This window comes from Streptomyces sp. NBC_00620 (assembly GCF_026341825.1).
GTDB lineage: Bacteria > Actinomycetota > Actinomycetes > Streptomycetales > Streptomycetaceae > Streptomyces.
Genome location: NZ_JAPENY010000003.1, coordinates 2,401,566 through 2,416,671, shown reverse-complemented (window position 1 = coordinate 2,416,671; position 15,106 = coordinate 2,401,566). Strand labels below are relative to the sequence as shown.

The window sequence follows — 15,106 nt, the reverse complement described above, 5'->3', positions numbered from 1 at the left end:
GAATTCACATCCCGGCAACGTGTGCCCGTACCATCGCGCCATGGCTAAGGCACCTGTTCTCACGCCCCAGGCGGACGACTTCCCGCGCTGGTACCAGGACCTCATCAACAAGGCCGAGCTGGCCGACAACGGTCCGGTGCGCGGCACCATGGTCATCCGGCCGTACGGGTACGGGCTGTGGGAGCGGATGCAGCAGGAGATGGACGCCCGCATCAAGGAAGCGGGTGCCCAGAACGCGTACTTCCCGCTCTTCATCCCGCAGTCGTACCTGACGAGGGAGGCCGAGCACGTCGAGGGCTTCGCCCCGGAGCTCGCGGTCGTCACGCACGGCGGCGGCAAGGAGCTCGAGGAGCCGATCGTCGTCCGTCCCACGTCGGAGACGATCATCAACGACTACTTCTCCAAGTGGGTGCAGAGCTACCGCGATCTGCCGCTGCTGATCAACCAGTGGGCGAACGTGGTCCGTTGGGAGATGCGTCCGCGCGTGTTCCTCCGTACGACCGAGTTCCTCTGGCAGGAAGGGCACACGGCTCACGCCACGTACGAGGAAGCCCGGGAGTACGCGGCGTACATCCACGAGAAGGTGTACGCCGACTTCATGGTCGACGTCCTCGGGATCGACGTCGTACTCGGCCGCAAGACGGCGAGTGAGCGGTTCGCGGGAGCCATCAACACCCTGACGCTCGAAGCCATGATGGGCGACGGCAAGGCCCTGCAGATGGGCACCAGTCACGAGCTCGGGCAGAACTTCGCGAAGGCCTTCAACACCCAGTACCTGTCCAAGGAGGGCAAGCAGGAGCTCGTCTGGCAGACCTCCTGGGGGTCCTCGACCCGCATGGTGGGTGGCCTGATCATGTCGCACGGTGATGACAGTGGGTTGCGGGTGCCGCCGCGCCTTGCGGCTGTTCAGGCCGTTGTACTGGCCATCAAGGGCGACGATGCGGTTCTGGCCAAGGTCCGCGAGATCGGCGAGCAGTTGAAGGCGGCGGGTGTGCGGGTGCACGTGGACGACCGCACGGACACGCCTTTCGGGCGCCGCGCCGTCGACTGGGAACTCAAGGGTGTACCCGTACGTATCGAGGTCGGACCCCGTGACCTGGAGAACGGCACCGCGATGCTGGTCCGCCGTATCCGCGGCGGCAAGGAGCCGGTGGCGATCGAGGGCCTCGTCGCCCTGCTGCCCACCGTCCTCGAAGAGGACCAGGCGCTGCTTCTCGAGCAGTCGCGGGCGCGGCGTGAGTCCCGGACGGCGGAGGTGTCGACGATCGAGGAGGCCGTCGAGGCCGCCGTGGCCGGCGGCTGGGCGCGCATCCCGTGGGCCGACCTCGGCGAAGAGGGCGAGGCCAGACTGGCCGAGCACTCGGTGACCGTACGGTGTCTGATCGCCGAGGACGGGTCGGTGCCCGAGGCCGACGATTCACCCGGTAACGTCGCTGTCGTGGCGCGCGCGTACTAGGTTTGCCCCAAGGGCGGCCGAAACGCCTCTTGCGCATCTGATGACCACAGGTGCCCCGGCACGCGGACCTCGTCTAGCGGCGGGGCGTACGGGTCTCTACGTACCGGCTAGGTATGAACTGTGAGGCTTCTCCGCAGATCAGCGCACCCGCCCTCGTCCGGACGCATCAGCGGCAACTGACGGGTACGTGCAAATTATTTGGGATGCCCCGGAATAGGAACACAGAGGCACCCCGGCTCGTTGTCATTACGTGAGCACGACACCACCTGTTCTCGCCGCAGAGCTGGCAGGGGCGTGGGCCGATATTCAGCGGCACCACCCCGAACTGCCGGATCTTGCCGCGCCAGAGTCCCTGATCGGAGAGTCGTCGTCCGCCTGCGGACACGAGCTCTCTTTCGAGCGACTGCTTCATGAGGCAGTCCACGGCATCGCCGCCGCCCGCGGAGTCCGCGACACCTCGCGCGCCGGCCGGTACCACAACCGCAGATTCCTCGCGATCGCCGAGGAGTTGGGCCTGGACCACCCCGAGGAGCCGCATCCCAGTAGCGGCTTCTCACTGGTCACGCTCAACCCCGAGGCGAAGCGGCGTTACCGACCGACCATGGAGCGGTTGCAGCGCGCCCTCAAGGCACACACCGTCGCGACCGCCGCGGACACGACTCGCAGCTTCCGGGGGCCGGCCGCCAGGCACGGCTCCTCCGGAGGAGGCGTGCGCGTGAAGGCGGTGTGCGACTGCGGCCGCAACGTACGGGTCGTCCCGTCGGTGCTGGCGCAGGCGCCGATCGTGTGCGGGGGGTGCGGCAAACCCTTCCGGATTCCTGAGGTGGTCGGCGCGGCAGCGGGCTGAGGCGGTATCCCTTAGGCGTCGGGTTGTGCGGTTGGCCCGGTCGGCTTCGGCGGTGAGCGGCGGCACCTCGTGGGTGCCGGAACACACGGTCGACGTCCGGCTAGTCCCGGCGCCGGGAGCCGTCGTGCCCAGGTAAGGGCGCGACCGGGGTCCGGTCCGCCGTCAGGGTGTGGCAGAATGGCTAGCTGTACTCGACAGTCGCATAGGACCCCTCTCTCCTCCGGCTGACGCGTCCATCGGGCACTCGGGTACCGCAACCCCACGCGGCCATCTCGCCGTGCCCAACCACGTCAAGACCAGGAGACACCACTTCCGTGGCAGTCAAGATCAAGCTGAAGCGTCTGGGCAAGATCCGTTCGCCTCACTACCGCATCGTCGTCGCCGACTCCCGTACCCGCCGTGATGGCCGGGCCATCGAGGAGATCGGCCTGTACCACCCGGTGCAGAACCCCTCGCGCATCGAGGTCGACACCGAGCGTGCGCAGTACTGGCTGGGTGTCGGCGCGCAGCCGACCGAGCCGGTTCTCGCCATCCTCAAGCTGACCGGCGACTGGCAGAAGTTCAAGGGTCTGCCCGCCCCGGCTCCGCTGCTCGTGGCCGAGCCGAAGGCCGCGCGCCCGCTGTTCGAAGCCCTCGGTGGCGACGACACGGGCAAGGGTGAGGCCATCACCCAGAAGAAGAAGGCTGAGAAGAAGGACGAGGCCGCCGCCGAGTCCGCGTCGACCGAGGCCTGAGCATGCTCGAGGAGGCTCTCGAGCACCTCGTGAAGGGCATTGTCGACAACCCCGACGATGTGCAGGTCGCCTCGCGCGACCTGCGCCGCGGGCGCGTTCTCGAGGTCCGGGTTCACCCCGACGACCTCGGTAAGGTGATCGGCCGCAATGGCCGCACCGCACGCGCTCTGCGCACCGTCGTGGGTGCTATCGGCGGTCGCGGTGTCCGCGTCGACCTCGTCGACGTGGACCACGTCCGCTGACGTACACGCAGCACCGGCTCGGGCCGGGGAGGGCCTATCGGGCCGTCCCCGGCCCGTAGTCGTACCGACAGGAGATCAAGCACAGTGCAGCTGGTAGTCGCTCGCGTCGGCCGCGCCCATGGCATCAAGGGCGAGGTCACCGTCGAGGTACGTACGGATGAGCCGGAACTCAGGCTCGGGCCCGGCGCCGTCCTGCTCACCGACCCGGCCTCCGCCGGACCGCTGACGATCGAGACGGGCCACGTCCACAGTGGCAGGCTCCTGCTGCGCTTCGAGGGCGTCCGCGACCGGACCGCCGCCGAGGCGCTGCGCAACACCCTGCTCATCGCCGAGGTCGACCCGGACGACAAGCCCGAGGACCCGGAGGAGTACTACGACCACCAGCTGATGGACCTGGACGTCGTCACGGTCGACGGCGCCGAGGTCGGGCGGATCACCGAGATCGCCCACCTGCCGTCGCAGGACCTCTTCGTGGTCGAGCGGCCGGACGGGACGGAGGTGCTGATCCCGTTCGTCGAGGAGATCGTCACCGAGATCGACCTGGAGGAGCAGCGGGCGGTCATCGACCCGCCGCCGGGGCTCATCGACGACCAGGCCGAGATCGCGTCGTCGAGGGACGAGAGCGAATGAGGCTCGACGTCGTCACGATCTTCCCCGAGTACCTGGAACCGCTGAACGTCTCGCTGGTCGGCAAGGCACGCGCGCGTGGACAGCTGAATGTGCACGTGCATGATCTGCGTGACTGGGCGTACGACCGCCACAACACGGTCGACGACACCCCGTACGGCGGCGGCCCCGGCATGGTCATGAAGACCGATCCGTGGGGTGACGCCCTCGACTCGGTGCTCACGGACGGCTACGAGACGGGCTCGCACGGGCCCGTCCTCGTCGTCCCCACCCCCAGCGGACGGCCCTTCACCCAGGAACTCGCCGTCGAGCTCTCGGAGCGCCCCTGGCTGGTCTTCACGCCCGCCCGCTACGAGGGCATCGACCGCCGCGTGATCGACGAGTACGCGACCCGGATGCCCGTCTACGAGGTGTCCATCGGCGACTACGTACTGGCCGGCGGTGAGGCGGCCGTGCTCGTCATCACGGAGGCCGTGGCGCGGCTGCTGCCGGGTGTCCTCGGCAACGCGGAGTCGCACCGGGACGACTCCTTCGCCCCCGGGGCCATGGCCAACCTCCTGGAGGGGCCGATTTACACCAAGCCCCCTCAGTGGCGTGGCCGTGACATCCCCGAGGTGCTGGTCAGCGGCCACCACGGGAAGATCGCCCGCTGGCGCCGGGACGAGGCGCTGCGGCGTACGACGATGAACCGGCCCGACCTCATCGAGCGCTGCGACCCCTCGGCCTTCGACAAGAAGGACCGCGAAATGCTCTCGATCCTGGGCTGGGCGCCGGGGCCCGACGGCCGATTTGGGCGCAGCCCGGAAGCCGTGGAACAATAGGGGGCTGTTGTGCGTCGTCCGGCGTGCGCCCCTGCCACAGGGGGACACGACGCCCGCCCCGACGAAGACAGCACCTCTTTTGGAAACGACTTCCGTTGATGACCTGTGGCATCAGCGAAGAAAGCAGACGAAATGACCCACCTGCTCGACTCCGTCGACAGCGCCTCGCTGCGCACCGACGTCCCGGCCTTCCGCCCGGGTGACACCGTCAACGTCCACGTCCGCGTCATCGAGGGCAACCGCTCCCGTGTGCAGCAGTTCAAGGGCGTAGTCATCCGCCGTCAGGGCTCGGGCGTCCGCGAGACCTTCACGGTCCGCAAGGTCTCCTTCTCCGTGGGCGTCGAGCGCACCTTCCCGGTGCACACTCCGATCGTCGAGAAGATCGAGCTCGTCACCCGTGGTGACGTGCGTCGCGCCAAGCTTTACTATCTGCGCGACCTGCGCGGCAAGGCCGCGAAGATCAAGGAGAAGCGCGACAACTGAGCTCGCGGAGGTGCTCATATCGGAGCCGGATAGCATCTGGCTCCGATGAACACCGAAGCACAGCACACGGAGCGCGACCGCTCCTCCCGCCCTTGTGAGTCCGAGGAGATCTCGGACACGCAGGGACGGGAGGGACGGTCGCGTTTCGCGTTGGTGGCCCGCGCCGCCGACTGGCTTCCCGGCGGGCGGTTCACCCTCACCGCGCTGGTCTGCCTGCTCTTTCTGCTCCTTTTCAGCAGCTTCGTGATGCAGCCGTTCCAGATTCCCAGCGGTTCCATGGAGCAGGGATTGAGGATCGGGGACCGCGTTCTCGTAAATAAGTTGGCGTACCGTTTCGGTGCTGAGCCGCAGCGGGGCGACGTTGTTGTCTTCGACGGCACTGGGTATTTCGGAAACGCCGACTACATCAAGCGCGTTGTCGGTGTGGGGGGAGACCACGTGGTCTGCTGCGACAAGGAGGGGAGGCTCGAGGTGAACGGCCGGTCGGTCGACGAGTCGACGTTTCTGTACCCGGGGGACAGCCCGTCCGACGTGCCATTCGACGTCGTCGTGCCCGACGGCACCCTCTTCCTGCTGGGCGACCACCGCGGCGACTCCAGCGATTCCCGCGACCACCTGGGATCCCCCGGAGGCGGCATGATCCCCGTCGGCGAAGTCATCGGCAGAGCCGACTGGATCGCCTGGCCCTCGGACCACTGGACCCGGCTGACGCGCCCCGGTGCCTACGCGCGCGTGCCCGCCGCGGACGGTGCCCATGGGTAACCGCGGCCGACCGCGCGGAGTTTCCAGCCATCCCGCCGACAACCTGCTGCCCACCGGAACCCGGCGCGCCTCCGGCAGCGCGGGCCGCCCCAGCCGCGTGGAGCGGCGCAAGCTCGCGCGCAAGATCAAGCGGCGCAGGCGGCGTTCGACGGTCAAGGAGATACCTCTCCTCGTCGGCGTCGCGGTGCTCATAGCCCTGGTCCTGAAGACCTTCCTCGTCCAGGCCTTCGTGATCCCGTCGGGCTCCATGGAGAACACGATCCAGATCGGCGACCGTGTCCTGGTCGACAAGTTCACCCCGTGGTTTGGCTCCAAGCCCCAGCGAGGCGATGTCGTCGTCTTCCAGGACCCGGGTGGCTGGCTCACGGCGGAGGAGACCAAGAAGGCGGACGACCCCATCGTCGTCAAGCAGGTCAAGCAAGGGCTCACCTTCATCGGCCTGCTGCCGTCGGACAACGAGAAGGACCTCATCAAGCGGGTCGTCGGGGTCGGCGGCGACACGGTCAAGTGCTGTGACGCACAAGGGCGGATGACCGTCAACGGAACGCCGCTGAGTGAGCCGTACATCCTCGCCGGCGACAAGCCCTCCGACTTCGCGTTCGAGGTGAAGGTGCCCGAGGGGCGGCTGTGGGTCATGGGCGACCACCGGTCCAACTCCGCGGACTCCCGTTACCACCGCTCCGACAAGTACAAAGGCACCGTCTCCGAGGACTCCGTCGTCGGCCGGGCCATGATCATCGCCTGGCCCATCGGGAACTGGACGCGCCTGCAGGAGCCGGGTACCTACGCGTCCGTCGCCGACGCGCCAAGTGGGTCGACTTCCGCTCTCCTTGCGTCGCATAGGGTGGCCCCTGCGGATCCAGACGGATTGATCCCGCTCCCGAGCCCTGCGGAACTCCCGCTCGTTATGGGAGTGGTGGGCCTGCGGCGAATCCGACGCGGGCTGCGGCACGGAGTGAGGAGTGGATGTGGGGGATGTGGCGGTCGGCGCACGGTCCGGACACGAGGGTCCCGAAGGGCGGCCGGAGCGGCCCGACGACTCGGCTGCCTCAGCTGTAGACGCCGAAAACTCCGAGAGCGGGTCCGCGGACGACAGCGCCGAGCAGGAGAGCGCCGAGCAGGACGCCAAGTCGACCAAGCAGCGCTCCTTCTGGAAGGAGTTGCCGATCCTGATCGGCATCGCCCTGGTGCTGGCGCTGCTCATCAAGACCTTCCTGGTCCAGGCGTTCTCGATCCCCTCGGACTCGATGCAGAACACCCTCCAGCAGGGTGACCGCGTTCTGGTGGACAAGCTGACCCCATGGTTCGGCTCCGAGCCGGAGCGCGGCGAGGTCGTCGTCTTCCACGACCCCGACAACTGGCTGGCGGGCGAGCCCGTGGCCGACCCGAACGCCTTGCAGACGGTCCTCAGCTGGATCGGCCTCATGCCGTCCGCGGAGGAGAAGGACCTCATCAAGCGGGTCGTCGGGGTCGGCGGCGACACCATCGAGTGCAAGGGCACCGGACCGTTGACGGTCAACGGCAAGGCGCTGAACGAGCCGTACGTGTACCCGGGGAACACCCCGTGCAGCGTCGACGAGGACGGCGGTCAGTTCAAGGTCACCGTTCCCGAGGGCAAAATTTGGGTCATGGGTGACCACCGCCAGAACTCGCGGGACTCGCGCTACAACCAGACGGACAAGAACCACGGCATGGTCCCGGTCGACGAGGTCGTCGGGCGCGCCATCGTGAAGGCGTGGCCCATCAACCGCTGGGGCACCCTCCCGGTTCCGGACACCTTCGACCAGTCGGGCCTCAACAGCAAGGCGGCGGCCGCCATCACCTCGCCGGGTGCCGCGGCGCTCGTAGGTGCTGTGCCGCTGGTGCTGGTGCGGCGTCGGCGGAAGGCGTCCAAGTAACGCTCTGAAGCGTCCTTTTGGGGCCGGTGTGTTCGGATTCGTCCGAGCGCACCGGCCTTTTCGGCTGTACGGGCCTTCCGCCGTGCGGTGAGGAGTCGGTAAGGCCCGTGTGCGTGATCCGAACCATGGGCTGACCTCGGCCCGTACCCCCGGGTAGGGTGCGGATCCATGGGTGGCGAGAGCTCGACAGATACGGCCGCGCGCGGCGGCACACGCAACACCCCGGCGAGCGGCCGGACCGGAGAAGTGCTGTCCGGGGTCGCCGTCGCGCTGGGCCTTGCGCTGTTCCTCGGCGGGTTCGTCTGGGGGGCGGTGGTCTACCGGCCGTACACCGTGCCCACTCGATCGATGACGCCGACGATCAACGCGGGGGATCGTGTGCTGGCGCAGCGCGTCGACGGCGGCGAGATCCGGCGCGGTGACGTCGTCGTCTTCAAAGAGGCCAGCTGGGGCGACGTACCGATGGTCAAGCGGGTGGTCGCCGTCGGCGGCGACGAGGTCGCCTGCTGCACGGACGGGAAGCTGACCGTCAACGGGAAGCAGATCGAGGAACCGTATCTCCCCGAGGGCTCGGCGGCCGAGATCACGAGCATCCCGACCGTCACGGTTCCGGACGGCAACCTGTTCCTGCTCGGTGACGAGCGCACCGGCTCGCTGGACTCCACCGCCCACCTGACGGACGCCGCCAGCGGAACCGTGCCGCGCAGCGCCGTCGAGGGGCGGGTCGACGCCGTCGTCTGGCCCATGAACGGCATGCTCAAGAAACCGACCGGCTTCGAGACGCTGGGCAGCCTCTCCGAGCCGGGGCCGCTGCGCCTGATCGTCGGCGCGGTGGTGGCGGGCGCGGTGTTCGTCATGGGCGGGGCGGCGTACGGTCCGATCGCCAAGCGGGCGGGTCGGCGCGGCCGGGCCCGGACGGAGCTCGCCGGTGCCGGCTGAGGTGTCGTACGACGGGAGTCCCCACGACGGCGGGACCGGGGCCCCGGACGAGTACCGGGGCGGGCTGCGGAAGGTCTCCCGTGTGGTGCTGCTCGACCCCGACGAACGGATTCTGCTGCTGCACGGGCATGAGCCCGACGACCCCTCGGACGACTGGTGGTTCACGCCCGGCGGCGGTCTGGAGGGCGAGGAGACGCGCGAGGAGGCCGCACTGCGGGAACTCGCGGAGGAGACCGGCATCACCGAGGTCGAGCTGGGCCCGGTGCTGTGGCGGCGGATGTGCTCCTTCCCCTTCGCGGGGCGTCGCTGGGACCAGGACGAGTGGTACTACCTGGCCCGTACGACCCAGACGGTGACGGTTGCCGCCGGGCTGACGGAGCTGGAACGGCGCAGTGTCGCCGGAGCTCGTTGGTGGACGTGCCAGGAACTGACCGAGGCACATGAGACGGTGTATCCGACCAGACTCGCCGAGCTGCTGCGCAGGCTGCTCGACGAAGGTCCCCCGGCCACACCTGAGATCCTCGACACCGAAATCGTCTAGGGGCTCCCGGGGCTGGCGCACAATGGGGGGACGCACGGCTGAAGGGGAACATGCCATGAGCGCCGAGGACCTCGAGAAGTACGAGACCGAGATGGAGCTGAAGCTCTATCGGGAGTACCGCGATGTCGTCGGTCTGTTCAAATATGTGATCGAGACCGAACGGCGCTTCTACCTCACCAATGACTACGAGATGCAGGTGCACTCGGTCCAGGGTGAGGTGTTTTTCGAGGTATCCATGGCGGATGCCTGGGTGTGGGACATGTATCGGCCCGCTCGCTTTGTGAAGCAGGTGAGGGTACTCACGTTCAAGGACGTGAATATCGAGGAGCTGAACAAGAGCGATCTGGAGCTGCCGGGCGGCTGATGACGCGGGACGGCTGTTGGTCGGGCGTCCGCTCGTGAGGCGGGCGCCCGCTCGTGTGGGTGACGGACTTATCCACAATCGGCCGCTCGTCAACCAAGATCCAATAGCGGGCTGAAATGGCCGCAATGTTGGCGCCGGAGGTGGTGCCGACATGAACACACGCAACGCACAACGCAGTGCACTCGGCAGGTACGGCGAGGATCTGGCCGCAAGGCGGCTGACCGAGACCGGGATGACGGTCCTGGCGCGCAACTGGCGCTCCGGCAGGGCCGGCGAGATCGACATCGTGGCCCGCGACGGCGACGCGCTGGTCGTCTGCGAGGTCAAGACCCGCAAGACGGGAGCCTTCGAACACCCGATGGCGGCCGTCACGCCGGCCAAGGCACAACGCCTGCGCGGCCTGGCCGAACGCTGGCTCCAGGAACACGGTGGAGCACCACCGGGCGGCGTCCGCATCGACCTGATCGGCGTCGTCCTCCCCGACCGCGGCGCGCCCGTGGTCGAGCACGCGCGGGGGGTGGCCTGATGGGATTCGCCCGTACGTGCTCAGTGGCCCTGGTCGGCGTCGAGGGCGTCGTCGTGGAGGTCCAGGCGGACCTGGAACCCGGTGTCGCGGCGTTCACCCTGGTGGGACTGCCGGACAAGAGCCTGACGGAGAGCAAGGACCGGGTCAGGGCCGCCGTGGTGAATTCCGGGGCGTCGTGGCCGCAGAAGAAGCTGACGGTCGGACTGAGCCCGGCTTCCGTCCCCAAGGGAGGGTCCGGGTTCGACCTCGCGGTTGCCTGCGCCGTGCTCGGTGCGTCCGAGCGGATCGATCCGCGCGTGCTCGCCGACATCGTGATGATCGGCGAGCTGGGGCTCGACGGACGGGTCCGGCCGGTGCGCGGTGTCCTGCCGGCGGTCCTGGCCGCGGCCGACGTGGGCTATGAGCAGGTGGTGGTGCCGGAGTGCGCTGCCGCCGAGGCCTCGCTCGTGCCGGGGGTCTCGGTGCTCGGGGTCCGCAGTCTGCGCCAGCTGATCGCCGTGCTCACGGACGAACCGGTGCCCGAGGAGGATCCGGACGAGCAGGGGCGGCCGGATCCGCTGCTGGCGGGACTGCGTATGCCGGGCACGGGAGAGGCGACCGGCCTGTGCGGCATGGCTGTGCCGGAACACGACCAGGGGCACGACCTCGCCGACGTGGTCGGCCAGATGTCGGCGCGCACCGCCATGGAGGTCGCGGCCGCCGGAGGGCACCACGTCTTTCTTCAAGGGCCGCCCGGCGCGGGCAAGACCATGCTCGCCGAGCGGATGCCTTCGCTGCTGCCACGCCTCAGCAGGCAGGAATCCCTGGAGGTGACGGCGATCCACTCCGTGGCGGGTCTGCTGCCACCGGGCAAGCCGATGGTCGACATCCCGCCGTACTGCGCGCCGCATCACTCGGCGACGATGCAGTCGCTCGTCGGCGGCGGCAAAGGGCTTGCCCGGCCCGGCGCGGTGTCCTTGTCGCATCGAGGTGTGCTCTTTCTGGACGAGGCGCCGGAGTTCAGCAGCTTCGTGCTCGATGCCCTGCGGCAGCCCTTGGAGGCGGGGCATGTCGTGATCGCTCGCAGCGCCGGTGTCGTGCGCTTTCCGGCGAAGTTCCTGATGGTCCTCGCGGCCAACCCGTGTCCTTGCGGGCGCTTCAGCGTGGCGAACGACATGTGCGAGTGCCCGCCCTCTTCCGTCCGCCGGTATCAGGCCAGGCTCTCCGGGCCGCTCATCGACAGGATCGATCTGCGGGTCGAGGTCGAGCCGGTCACCCGGGCCGAACTGACTGCGGTCGGTGCCGTCGGCGAGTCGACGCGGACGGTGGCCGACCGGGTGAGTGCCGCCCGTGAGCGTTCCGCAGCGCGGTTGGCCGGCACTCCGTGGCACACGAACAGCGAGGTGCCGGGGCGCGAACTGCGCAGTCGCTGGCAGGCACTGCCGGGAGCGATGGACGACGCCGAGCGCGGGCTGGAACGAGGTGTGCTGACCGCGCGCGGCCTGGACCGGGTGCTCCGCGTCGCCTGGACGGTGGCCGACCTCTCGGGACACGACAGGCCTGACGCCGGGGATGTGGCCCTGGCCCTGCAACTGCGCACCGGGGTCCCCCGAGGGGTGCCGATGATGATCGGTTCACCGGCATGACTTACGACGAACGTATGGCCCGCGTCGCCCTCGCGCGGGTCATCGAACCCGGTGACGAGCTCGGAGGGCGGTGGCTGCGGGAGTTCGGGGCGGCTGAGGTGGCGCGGCGGCTGGTGGAGGATCGGGAGCCGTTGCCCGGGGCGAGTGTGAGGCGGTGGGAGGGGCTCCGGGGGCGGGCCGCCGGGATGCGGCCGGAGCGGGATCTGGCCCAGGCGCAGGACGCCGGGGTGAGATTCATCTGCCCCGGTGAGCCGCAGTGGCCCGTGCAGCTCGACGATCTGGGCGATGCCCGGCCCACCGGCCTCTGGGTGCGGGGGTTGCCGAGCCTGCGGATATGGGCACTGCGTTCCGTCGCCGTCGTCGGAGCGCGGGCCTGCACCGAGTACGGCGCGCACATGGCGGCCACGCTGGGCGCGGGGCTCGCGGAGCGGGGCTGGGTGGTGGTGTCGGGGGGCGCGTACGGCGTGGACGGCGCCGCGCACCGGGGCGCCCTCGGGGCGGGCGGCGCCACCGTCGCCGTGCTGGCCTGCGGAGTCGACCGGCCCTACCCGCGCGGGCACACCCAGTTGATCACCAGAATTGCCGAACAGGGGCTGGTGGTGGGGGAGTTGCCGCCCGGCGATCACCCCACTCCGAGCAGATTCATCCTCAGGAACAGGGTCATCGCCGCACTCACCCGGGGGACCGTGGTCGTCGAGGCCGCGTACCGCAGCGGCGCGCTGGTCACGGCACGCGCGGCGCAGCGGCTCGGACGGTTCACGATAGGGGTGCCTGGCCCCGTCACCAGCGGGCTGTCGGCCGGGGTGCACGAACTGTTGCGCGGGGAAGCGGTCCTTGTCTCCGATGCCGCGGAAGTCGCCGAGCTGGTGGGCGACATAGGAGAGCTGGCCCCCGACCGGCGAGGGCCCGTGCTGCCGCGCGACCTGCTCGAACCGGGCGCGGGGCGGGTGCTGGCCGCGCTGCCGGCTCGCGGCCTGGTAGGAGCCGAGGAGGTCGCCCGTGACGCGGGGACCACGACGGACGAGGCGGTCGGGAGACTGTACGAACTCCGAGCACTTGGTTTCGTCGAACGACACGGCGACGGCTGGAAGTTGACACGCCAGGCAATGATCTCCGTCCGCGGTGATCGGAGCGAGTGTTGACCGAGCGTGTTCGGCCGTCCGGGCGAACGCCGACAGCCTTGGCAATTCCCGCAGTTGGCGTCTCCCGATGGTCACGCAGGGCGACCATCGGGAGTCCGGGGGACGCCCCGCGGAACGTCTCTGCGCAGGGGTGATCCGCCGCCCTTCGCGCACTGCGACGCTCCAGTCACGCTACGCTCACGGGGTTTCCGGCGCAGACAGGCAACTCGACATCAGACGGACAGATCACCCAGGCATCCCCAGTTCACGGCAGAACGGCACAAGGCGACGAATGCCCCAGCACACCTCCGGGTCCGACCGGGCGGCGATCCCCCCAGCCGCCCGTGAAGGCCGCAGCGTGCGCCCGCCCGCTCCCTCGACGCTCGACGAGTTGTGGCGGTCGTACAAGTCGACGGGCGACGAGCGGCTGCGGGAGCAGTTGATCCTGCACTACTCGCCGTTGGTGAAGTACGTCGCGGGGCGGGTGAGCGTCGGTCTGCCGGCCAATGTGGAGCAGGCGGACTTCGTGTCCTCCGGGGTGTTCGGGCTGATCGACGCGATCGAGAAGTTCGACATCGAGCGGGAGATCAAGTTCGAGACGTACGCGATCACGCGGATCCGGGGCGCGATGATCGACGAACTGCGGGCGCTCGACTGGATTCCGCGGTCGGTGCGGCAGAAGGCGCGCAATGTGGAGCGGGCCTACGCGACGCTGGAGGCGCGGCTGCGGCGTACCCCGTCGGAGGGTGAGGTGGCCTCCGAAATGGGGATCGGCGTGGAGGAACTCCACGCGGTCTTCAGTCAGTTGTCGCTGGCGAACGTGGTGGCTCTGGAGGAGCTGCTGCACGTCGGTGGTGAGGGTGGTGACCGGCTGAGTCTGATGGACACCCTTGAGGACACCGCGGCGGACAATCCGGTGGAGGTCGCCGAGGACCGGGAGCTGCGGAGGTTTCTGGCGCGGGCGATCAACACGCTGCCCGACCGGGAGAAGACCGTGGTCACGCTCTACTACTACGAGGGGCTCACGCTCGCGGAGATTGGCAATGTGCTGGGTGTGACCGAGAGCCGGGTGAGTCAGATCCACACGAAGTCGGTGCTTCAGCTGCGGGCGAAGCTGGCCAGTTTCGGGCGCTGACGTCGACGGGGGAGGGCGCTGAATCGTCTCTGCCTCGCTCTCGTCTTCGCCTTCGCCCTCGCCTTCGCCCTCGCTTTCGACTTCGTCCTTCCCCTCGCCGTCGCCCTCGTCCCGTCCTTCCTCTCACCCTTGTCTCGTCTTTTGGCGTGGCCATTTCCCGCCCCTGTCCGGTCCTTTCCCGTCCTTGTTTCGGCTGCGGCTTCGCGCTGGCTTGTCCCCTTTTCGTCGTCGCTTCGAATCGTCGGGTCATCGGAGTGGCTGCCGTCCGGGGCGGTCCGTCCGTAAAGTGGTGGCCGTGCCAAGGATTCGAGCGGCCTCCGTGGCCGAGCACCGGTCGATGCAGCGAGCCGCCCTGCTGGACGCGGCGCGGTCCCTGCTGTCCGAGGGCGGGACGGAGGCGCTGACCTTCCCGGCTCTCGCCGAGCGCACGGGGCTTGCGCGGTCTTCCGTGTACGAGTACTTCCGGTCGCGGGCTGCCGTGGTCGAAGAGCTGTGCGAGGTCGACTTTCCGGTCTGGGCGGCGGAGGTGTCTGACGCGATGCAGCGGGCGGAGACCTCGGAGGCCAAGGTCGAGGCGTATGTCCGGCAGCAGCTGGCCCTTGTCGGGGACCGGCGGCACCGGGCCGTGGTGGCCATCTCCGCGAGCGAGCTCGATGCCGGGGCCCGGGAGAAGATCCGGGCGGCTCATGGTGGGCTTGTCGCGATGATCGTTGAGGCGCTCGGGGAGCTGGGGCATGCGGAGCCGCGGTTGGCGGCGATGCTTCTCCAGGGTGTGGTGGATGCGGCTGTGCGGCGGATTGAGCTGGGGGCGGCGGAGGATCCGGGCTCCATTACCGACGCTGCGGTTGCTATGGCTCTGCGGGGGGTTCGGGGCTGAGCCCTCTGTTGCCGGCCTGGTGATGGGGCTGGTGTCGGGGGTGGGTCGCGCAGCCCGGCGCTTGCGGGGTGCCGCTGTGCCCACCCGTGCCGCCCCTAGCGGCACGCA

At 69.0% G+C, this 15,106-nt stretch carries 17 protein-coding genes and 1 pseudogene; all 18 read left to right on the top strand.

The annotated features are described in order from the left end of the window. Nucleotides 1-40: 40 nt before the first annotated feature. The 18 genes and pseudogenes from proS to OG246_RS41620 all read left to right on the top strand — a co-directional run bounded on the left by proS (nucleotide 41) and on the right by OG246_RS41620 (nucleotide 14,998). Nucleotides 41-1,456 carry a proline--tRNA ligase gene (proS, locus tag OG246_RS41705; RefSeq protein WP_266474617.1) on the top strand — a complete coding sequence of 472 codons (1,416 nt, stop codon included), beginning with the start codon at nucleotides 41-43 and terminating at the stop codon, nucleotides 1,454-1,456. Nucleotides 1,457-1,706: 250 nt separating this feature from the next. Then, nucleotides 1,707-2,303 (top strand): hypothetical protein, encoded by a 597-nt coding sequence (locus tag OG246_RS41700; RefSeq protein WP_266474616.1) that lies wholly within the window; start codon nucleotides 1,707-1,709, stop codon nucleotides 2,301-2,303. A gap of 314 nt (nucleotides 2,304-2,617) precedes the next feature. Further along, nucleotides 2,618-3,037, top strand: a complete 420-nt coding sequence (gene rpsP / locus OG246_RS41695) for a 30S ribosomal protein S16 (protein WP_266474615.1) — start codon at nucleotides 2,618-2,620, stop codon at nucleotides 3,035-3,037. A gap of 2 nt (nucleotides 3,038-3,039) precedes the next feature. Then, nucleotides 3,040-3,279 (top strand): RNA-binding protein, encoded by a 240-nt coding sequence (locus OG246_RS41690; protein ID WP_005479813.1) that lies wholly within the window; start codon nucleotides 3,040-3,042, stop codon nucleotides 3,277-3,279. An 84-nt stretch (nucleotides 3,280-3,363) separates the two neighbouring features. Continuing rightward, nucleotides 3,364-3,909 (top strand): ribosome maturation factor RimM, encoded by a 546-nt coding sequence (rimM, locus tag OG246_RS41685; protein WP_266474613.1) that lies wholly within the window; start codon nucleotides 3,364-3,366, stop codon nucleotides 3,907-3,909. Beyond that, nucleotides 3,906-4,727: a tRNA (guanosine(37)-N1)-methyltransferase TrmD gene (trmD, locus tag OG246_RS41680; RefSeq protein ID WP_266474612.1), complete on the top strand. Its 822-nt coding sequence runs from the start codon at nucleotides 3,906-3,908 to the stop codon at nucleotides 4,725-4,727. Before rimM ends, trmD begins: the two co-directional genes overlap by 4 nt. A gap of 132 nt (nucleotides 4,728-4,859) precedes the next feature. After that, complete coding sequence (rplS, locus tag OG246_RS41675) at nucleotides 4,860-5,210, top strand: 50S ribosomal protein L19 (RefSeq protein WP_266474611.1); 351 nt, start codon at nucleotides 4,860-4,862, stop codon at nucleotides 5,208-5,210. A 45-nt stretch (nucleotides 5,211-5,255) separates the two neighbouring features. Then, nucleotides 5,256-5,972: a signal peptidase I gene (gene lepB / locus OG246_RS41670; RefSeq protein WP_266474609.1), complete on the top strand. Its 717-nt coding sequence runs from the start codon at nucleotides 5,256-5,258 to the stop codon at nucleotides 5,970-5,972. Next, nucleotides 5,965-7,017, top strand: a pseudogene (lepB, locus tag OG246_RS41665) (signal peptidase I); the annotation flags it as partial. The gene lepB (OG246_RS41670) and the pseudogene lepB (OG246_RS41665), both read left to right, overlap by 8 nt. After that, nucleotides 6,941-7,870 carry a signal peptidase I gene (gene lepB / locus OG246_RS41660; RefSeq protein ID WP_266474607.1) on the top strand — a complete coding sequence of 310 codons (930 nt, stop codon included), beginning with the start codon at nucleotides 6,941-6,943 and terminating at the stop codon, nucleotides 7,868-7,870. The pseudogene lepB (OG246_RS41665) and the gene lepB (OG246_RS41660), both read left to right, overlap by 77 nt. A 168-nt stretch (nucleotides 7,871-8,038) precedes the next feature. Further along, nucleotides 8,039-8,809 (top strand): signal peptidase I, encoded by a 771-nt coding sequence (lepB, locus tag OG246_RS41655; RefSeq protein WP_266474605.1) that lies wholly within the window; start codon nucleotides 8,039-8,041, stop codon nucleotides 8,807-8,809. Between the two features lie 64 nt (nucleotides 8,810-8,873). After that, nucleotides 8,874-9,350: an NUDIX hydrolase gene (locus tag OG246_RS41650; protein WP_266475063.1), complete on the top strand. Its 477-nt coding sequence runs from the start codon at nucleotides 8,874-8,876 to the stop codon at nucleotides 9,348-9,350. Between the two features lie 55 nt (nucleotides 9,351-9,405). Continuing rightward, entirely contained in the window at nucleotides 9,406-9,714 is a 309-nt protein-coding gene (locus tag OG246_RS41645) for a DUF2469 domain-containing protein (protein WP_003965949.1), read from the top strand. Between the two features lie 151 nt (nucleotides 9,715-9,865). Next, the gene (locus OG246_RS41640) at nucleotides 9,866-10,240 is read left to right on the top strand and encodes a YraN family protein (protein WP_266474604.1); all 375 of its coding nucleotides are present in this window, start codon (nucleotides 9,866-9,868) and stop codon (nucleotides 10,238-10,240) included. Beyond that, nucleotides 10,240-11,865, top strand: a complete 1,626-nt coding sequence (locus OG246_RS41635; protein WP_266474602.1) for a YifB family Mg chelatase-like AAA ATPase — start codon at nucleotides 10,240-10,242, stop codon at nucleotides 11,863-11,865. Before OG246_RS41640 ends, OG246_RS41635 begins: the two co-directional genes overlap by 1 nt. Further along, on the top strand, nucleotides 11,862-13,007 hold the full coding sequence (gene dprA / locus OG246_RS41630) for a DNA-processing protein DprA (protein WP_266474601.1): 1,146 nt from the start codon (nucleotides 11,862-11,864) through the stop codon (nucleotides 13,005-13,007). The genes OG246_RS41635 and dprA overlap by 4 nt, the downstream gene beginning before the upstream one ends. Before the next feature lie 271 nt (nucleotides 13,008-13,278). Continuing rightward, on the top strand, nucleotides 13,279-14,121 hold the full coding sequence (whiG, locus tag OG246_RS41625) for an RNA polymerase sigma factor WhiG (RefSeq protein WP_266474600.1): 843 nt from the start codon (nucleotides 13,279-13,281) through the stop codon (nucleotides 14,119-14,121). Between the two features lie 319 nt (nucleotides 14,122-14,440). Continuing rightward, nucleotides 14,441-14,998, top strand: coding sequence for a TetR/AcrR family transcriptional regulator (locus OG246_RS41620; protein ID WP_266475062.1), 558 nt, complete (start codon nucleotides 14,441-14,443; stop codon nucleotides 14,996-14,998). The last annotated feature ends 108 nt before the right edge of the window (nucleotides 14,999-15,106 follow it).